Source organism: Vibrio sp. 10N.261.54.A5 (genome assembly GCF_041471145.1).
Lineage (GTDB): Bacteria > Pseudomonadota > Gammaproteobacteria > Enterobacterales > Vibrionaceae > Vibrio > Vibrio crassostreae_C.
Map to the genome: position 1 here is coordinate 37612 of NZ_JBFRNU010000037.1, position 6304 is coordinate 43915.

Annotated in this window: 6 protein-coding genes; all 6 read right to left on the minus strand. The window is 39.8% G+C overall.

Annotated features, from left to right (window positions below; translation table 11 throughout):
* Position 1: 1 nt before the first annotated feature.
* Positions 2-1033: a hypothetical protein gene (locus AB4329_RS11975; RefSeq protein ID WP_065583729.1), complete on the minus strand. Its 1032-nt coding sequence runs from the start codon at positions 1031-1033 to the stop codon at positions 2-4.
* A complete protein-coding gene (locus tag AB4329_RS11980) occupies positions 1033-1755 on the minus strand; it encodes a hypothetical protein (protein WP_372138409.1) in 723 nt (240 codons plus the stop codon). Before AB4329_RS11980 ends, AB4329_RS11975 begins: the two co-directional genes overlap by 1 nt.
* A gap of 10 nt (positions 1756-1765) precedes the next feature.
* Positions 1766-4222 (minus strand): TcfC E-set like domain-containing protein, encoded by a 2457-nt coding sequence (locus AB4329_RS11985; protein ID WP_372138411.1) that lies wholly within the window; start codon positions 4220-4222, stop codon positions 1766-1768.
* Positions 4223-4515: 293 nt separating this feature from the next.
* A complete protein-coding gene (locus tag AB4329_RS11990) occupies positions 4516-5031 on the minus strand; it encodes a hypothetical protein (RefSeq protein ID WP_102321101.1) in 516 nt (171 codons plus the stop codon).
* 70 nt (positions 5032-5101) lie between these two features.
* On the minus strand, positions 5102-5614 hold the full coding sequence (locus tag AB4329_RS11995; protein ID WP_102321102.1) for a hypothetical protein: 513 nt from the start codon (positions 5612-5614) through the stop codon (positions 5102-5104).
* A gap of 452 nt (positions 5615-6066) precedes the next feature.
* A partial coding sequence (locus AB4329_RS12000) for an ISAs1 family transposase (protein WP_372138412.1) occupies positions 6067-6304 on the minus strand: 238 nt, incomplete at its 5' end.

Genomic DNA, 6304 nt, shown 5'->3' on the forward strand with positions numbered 1-6304 from the left:
CTTAAATACCAGGCTCCAACATGATCGTTACTTCATCAAAATAATCTCCGGAAACAGCAGAACTGCCCTCAATATCGTAATCAAAGTCTAAAGTAAAGTTAATACTTGTTTGCACTCCAGCTCCTTCTGAAATAGCCGTTGTTTGATACATTAATTGTCCTTCATCAACTAAGTTACCAGAGCTGCACTGATCGCAATGAATGCTGTAAGGAATAACCACACCAGGGTTACTTGAATTAACCAATTCGTATGACTGTAAGGGCATTGTTAAAACAATTCCGTCATTAAAATAGCCGTTCGCTGTAATATCAAATGACGTTGTCGATGTTATTCTTTTGCCAATTGTGTCGTAGACTGGCGTCATGACACCATCTCCACTTACAAAAACACTGTCGAGTTGAACAGGCTGATAATCAAATGAAAACAACATCACTTCATTGATGTTGCGATAAGTCATAATGCCGTCATTTTCATAGTAGTAACGAATATTTACCGGCACTGAAGCTGAATATTGCCCCTCTGGTAGCCCACTTAATGCCGACACTATTTCACTTTCGTTAATATCGAAAATAGGTCTCAGGAAAATAAATGGGCTCGATTTTTGTTTATTAATTAATCGAACAGACGAAACACAGTTTGGACCTTCAACAGTCACAATCGGTAGTGACACTTCATCAAATGAGCACCCACCACCTACCGTATTCGCTGACTGGGCAAATTCAATTCCAGTAGTATTGTATTGAACGCCCGATATATCGATCGATATTGACGGTGAAGTATTCCCATTTCCCCCAATTAAAGTCATCTCTGTTGGAGGTGTACCCGAAAATGTCGCGGCCGCCCAAGCTTCTGAAGCCTGCAACATAGGAGGAGTTTCCCACGTACTTGGCAGCATTTTACCATTGTAACGTGTCACATTGTCCCAACGAACACCACCAGCCTTCACTTCCGCGCGAACTTCAAACGCAGCTTGAGCCATGCTTGTCGTCATTAATGCAATAAACGCTACAATATATAGGATAGGTCTAGGCATTATATTTTACCTCTCGTCACCATTTCTTTCTTTGAATAGCTTCTGTCGTGAGATGTCACGGTAATGGTCAACTCGTTATTTCGCATAGTTTCGGTTAAAGGGAACGTCTTATTCCTTCCCAATACAACCGTAAATTTTTGTTTGCATTGGGCTTTGTTTTCAGCAACACATGCATCTACAAAAAAATTGAGCATGGTATTACTTTTATTTTCGACTCTAAGGCTATCACCGTTGTTGGTTAATTCGTAAGAATAATTCGGTTGTGTTGTAGGAATAATATAAACAGGTGCGAATCCGTAATTAATTTCCACACCACTCACTACTTCACCAGGTCTGTATTTACTTGGAGAAAAAGACAGCATAAACATCAAATCTTTTGAATTATCGCATGCAGCGTTGTGGCATAAACTACGTATGCCAATGTCTTTCTCTTCACCAGGGTTCAAAACTACCTTCTGGTGCGTTAATGACACCTTCCAATCGTTTAAGTTGTCTCTTGTATATTGTTTTTTTTCTACCTGTTCTCCATCAATAATATTTATTTCATCCACCTTTGCTTGGATAAAAATTGGGTGAGACTCGTCGTTGGTTAACGTAACGATACCGTTCCCTTTATCATCAGAGACAATAACCATTTTATCTACCGTAAAAGCTTGTACACTTATAGATAACAATATAGCGGTGAGTGATACTAAATTTAGTAGAACTTTATTGGATTTCATTTCCCACTCCTTAATTAACTTGTGCGACTGGGTATGTAATGGCGTTGGTGCGATAAAGTCGCTTTGCCAACAGTTTTAACTGATCGATATCTCTTTTATGAAGCGCTATTGTTTCCGCCATGTTTATAGATTCATGCGCTATATAAATTGCCTTAAACGAACCCACTTCTTTCTGAATAATTCGATAACCGTGTGACTCGAGCTTTTTAAGCGCTTTATTCAGTTCAATCGAGCTTTCGTATGCACCTAAATACATCGCTTGTAGTCGTTCATCTGCATCAATCAAATCTATCTGCTTTTCTTGAGCTATTGGCAAACAATAGTTTTGACCAAAGTTCATCTGATTTGTTGAAGTAAATTCATAAGGCAGTAAGCATTGGCTTTCTTTCGCTGACAATTCAAAGTTCATGCCTTCCAATACGGTTACTCTATAAACACCGTCGGCCATTTCATTGACTTCAATACAACCTTCTCCATGACACTCCACTTCTGTAATCGGCTGTTCTGATATGTCATTAAAGGCGCTGACAAACGAAACGACGCGACTAACTCTTGGCTCAATAGAAGCAACCGTACCTGGGTGTGTAAACACGGTTACGTTACTATCACCAGAGTTGTAAAGATCAACGCTCTCTGAATCAAATTTCGCACGATATTGACTATAGTCTTCCAAAGGCACAATTGTTTCATCGTTATATACGATGAACTTACTGTTGTTTCGCCCTTCTTTTTTAAGAGAGAAGTAACCTTTTTCATCAAACGTCTGCTCTGTATTCTGCGACTGATGAATATCGACAAGCGTATAAGACATTGCCGCTTTATCGGTAATATAAACGCCGTCTGTCGTCACGATTTGAGTGCTAGACAAGCCAGCATTGATACCACTCGTGCCATTGGTGGACGTATGGGCGGAGGCATTCATTCGAGCGTATTTAGTCGTGCCACTGGTCGCCAATAACGCATCTTGATACATATCATCCTGTTGTCGATCGTAGGTGTTACTCACCTCAAGCGACGTATTAAAGGAGTCTGAGTCAATTAACTGATTTCGTCTTACTGTTGTTTTAAATTGATTAATGTCATCACTATCACTCGTCAGGCCCATGATAGTTTCTACTGTGTCTGACAACGGGACACTCCATAACAAATTAACTGATATGTCGTCCGTCGCCTCAGAGTAATCGACGTTAATATTAACTCGCGAATCTAAAACTGTGGGCGTGCTGTAACCAACGGAAATAAACTGCTGTTCCTGTTCATCCGAGTTACCTAAATTGTCTAACTGCTTGTCGTTATTAAGCGAGTAAACCGCATACATAGATTGTCCACCGCGGAAGCTGTACGAAGAATTCAACGATAGACGTGAATAATCGGCATATCCGTACATATAAGAAGCAACTGGATCACCAAGTTCATTATCGAGAGACTCATAAGATAGACTTAAATAAGGGATACCGATATTAGCATTAAAGTGAGATGCGTCTTCGAATTGGCTGTACACAGCTTCAGTACTCAAATCCCAATCAATCAGATTGTATGCACCACCAACGGTGTACATAGTGCCACTGTCCGTGACCAAGCCGCCCAAGCCTACTTGCAACGAACGGGTGAGTTGGTAGTTAGCTAATGCCTTGCCATAAACATCGTCTTCAATATTTTGAATGCCATGTTCCGTGTAGTCGTAATGGCTTCCTGAAAACATACCCGCAGTGGCAACGAAATCCACTTCCCCCTGAGTCAGAGAGTCACCTTTGGTGTTATATACTTGATAAGTCTGGGTATTAACAACTTGCCCACCACTTGTCACCTCAAGTACAGCTTCATAGCGACCAGATGGTAACTTGCTGTAAGGAATTGAGTTCTGCCCTTCTGGTACGTTATCTTGAAAAATCAATCGACCATCACGAAGAACTTGTACACCGCCACTTGTTGGCGCATAAAAGCTCAATACTTTGTCGTTATTATGTCCGCCTACGAGCAACTTTTTAGAGGTACCTACCGTGAGCGAGTTTTGAGCAACTCGAGCGGTGTTATTCAGGAAGTCAGTTGAGTTAACCTCTGGCTCAAATTCAAAATGACCCGCTTTTATTGAGTAAGAATCGATATCTAAATGATATGCCGCTTCATACAATTCAGAACCGTTATCACTGTTGTTGGCATTGAAATCAGTTTTGAGGTATCCGTAAGGTAGCCCCAGTGTCGTTTCATTATTTAAAGAAACGATTGAGTCTTGATCTTGATATTCACTCACGTACAGATCAAATGAATTGATTAACCCATTGTGTTGACTCAGAGACGAGTGGTATACCAGTTCTTCATCGAGATTCGAGTATGACAACACCTGTGGAGATACAAAAAGATAGACTTCTTGATCGTTATAGTTATGAACGATCTCAAACGTTTCTGGGTACAACTCACACTCATCGAGCTTACCTAAACACTCAGACTGATCTTGTATGCCAACCATTAATTGATCTATGATCTTCTGCTGGTACTCAGCCGACACTGTATTATCATTTAAATAGTCAGATACCTGTGCGATCGCTTTTTTATTATTCGAGTCTAATTTTAACGTGTTAAACGACGTTAAAAATGGGATCGGTGAAGTAAGGGAACCATCTAAGTTACGTATACGGACTGTTGACTCTTTCAATTCAAACAGTTCTTCAAAACCTTCAAGAACATTTTGACTATAACTTGAATACGAATACACAGGCAATAACACTAAAATTGCCATTGTTATGAGTTTGAACCTGAACATTATATATCTACCTCTATATTGAACTCTATCTCACCATTACACCTCTCCGCTTGGCCCGCTGTGATGATATCTTTAAATGACTGAAAACTTAATATAATGTCATGCTCACTATACTTATTGTCGCCATCATTTAAATTGAAATTTGAAAAAGAGACGGATTCACCCTCTGACAAACTTTTCCCGTCAATCGTTAATGTAACGAAATCATCCTGAACATTGCTCACTCCAGAGTAGTCCGTACAAATTGACGTATTTTTTGTTAACGTTGAAATATAAGGAATATCCGAAGACTCAAAAGGTATATCTGTTTCAATTCTTAATGTGGTATTAACATCATCAAATTTTGTTTTGTCTTGATTTGACGTCAACTCCAGAACTGCCGGAATAAATTCAACAGAATTAATTGAATTTGTATAAAGTTTGCCTACATCGAGGCTCGTAGTAATGTAAAGCACTTTGAAATCGGCGTTGGCATTCATACTCATGAAAGCCAATAGTATTAAAACTTTTTTCATATTGACTACCATCGTAGAGAAATAAGGCTCGTAATTACTACGAGCCTTTGAATCGGGAATTTTCTACAAATTAAACAAGGTCAGCCATAACCGTTACTGATGCTTGAACAGTAGTTCCACCTACTTCAGATTCAGGTAATACAGCAGTCTGCTTAACTTTAGTTGAAATAGTTTCTTCACCAGAAACAACATCACCAACGGCTACTGGTGCACCATTTACATTAATCTCAACAGCTTGAGATGGGTTTGCCACACCGTCAAAAGCTACTGATGCATCAACTAGAGTCCAGTTAGCTGAAGCTAATGCACCAACAACAGGAGTAACAGCATCACCATCATTTAAGTGAGACTCAAGTACGATAGTATCTGATTCAAACACACCGTCTGAGCTTGGAGTGATAGTACCGTTAAGCGCTGTTGTATCACCTCCTAGGCCAGTGATGATAAGTGCATCTGATGCGCTAGTTGTTGGAACAACGCCGTTCCATATAACAGTAGCATTTGAAGATGCGTTAGCACCTGCACTTACTGCCATACCCATAAGAAGAACTGATGCTAGTGCGCTTTTTTTGAAGTTAAACATTTTACTTTCCTTTAAAGATTAAATATTTCATAAATTAGTAATCCCGCTCCTGCGTTTAAATTTGTTAACGCTCATCGGTGACAGGACGAAATAAATTATGCGGAACACTGGAAAAGAAATATTGGGCATTTGAAAATTCCATTTGCCGAAAATGCCGATTCGATAAAACCATCAACAGTAAAGCTAGTAATACCTACCTTCGTTTTATCTACATCTATAATAAAAACCTGCCCGATAAGCTATAGTTTAAATTCTAATAAAAGAAGATTGAATTACATAAGCAATCGAACAATACTTACCATAATAGAGATTATCGAGGACAAAGAATGCCACTCACGTTTGCACACTTCTTAGAACAAGCCAGAAAGGAGCGAGGTTTAACACAGCAGGAGATGCTTGAGTTACTGCTTGAGGCCGACCCGACATTGTCTAAGCTCGACCTCAGGGCAAGATTACGAAGCCCCTTGCCCTGCAAGGACTTGCGAAAGGTAAGCGTTATTGCGGTTCGCTTTTTTCTGCTTTCTTTTGATCCCTGCTTTGAAGCTGATTTCTTCCGTCAGCAGATTTAAAGCTATATGTCTTATAACTGCTAAATTCTCACCGGCTTGCTCTCGACGTATCCGACATTCATCTTCTTTAAAACCAACGTCTAATCGCCAGTGCATCTGATTTTCAATGCTCCAATGTGCT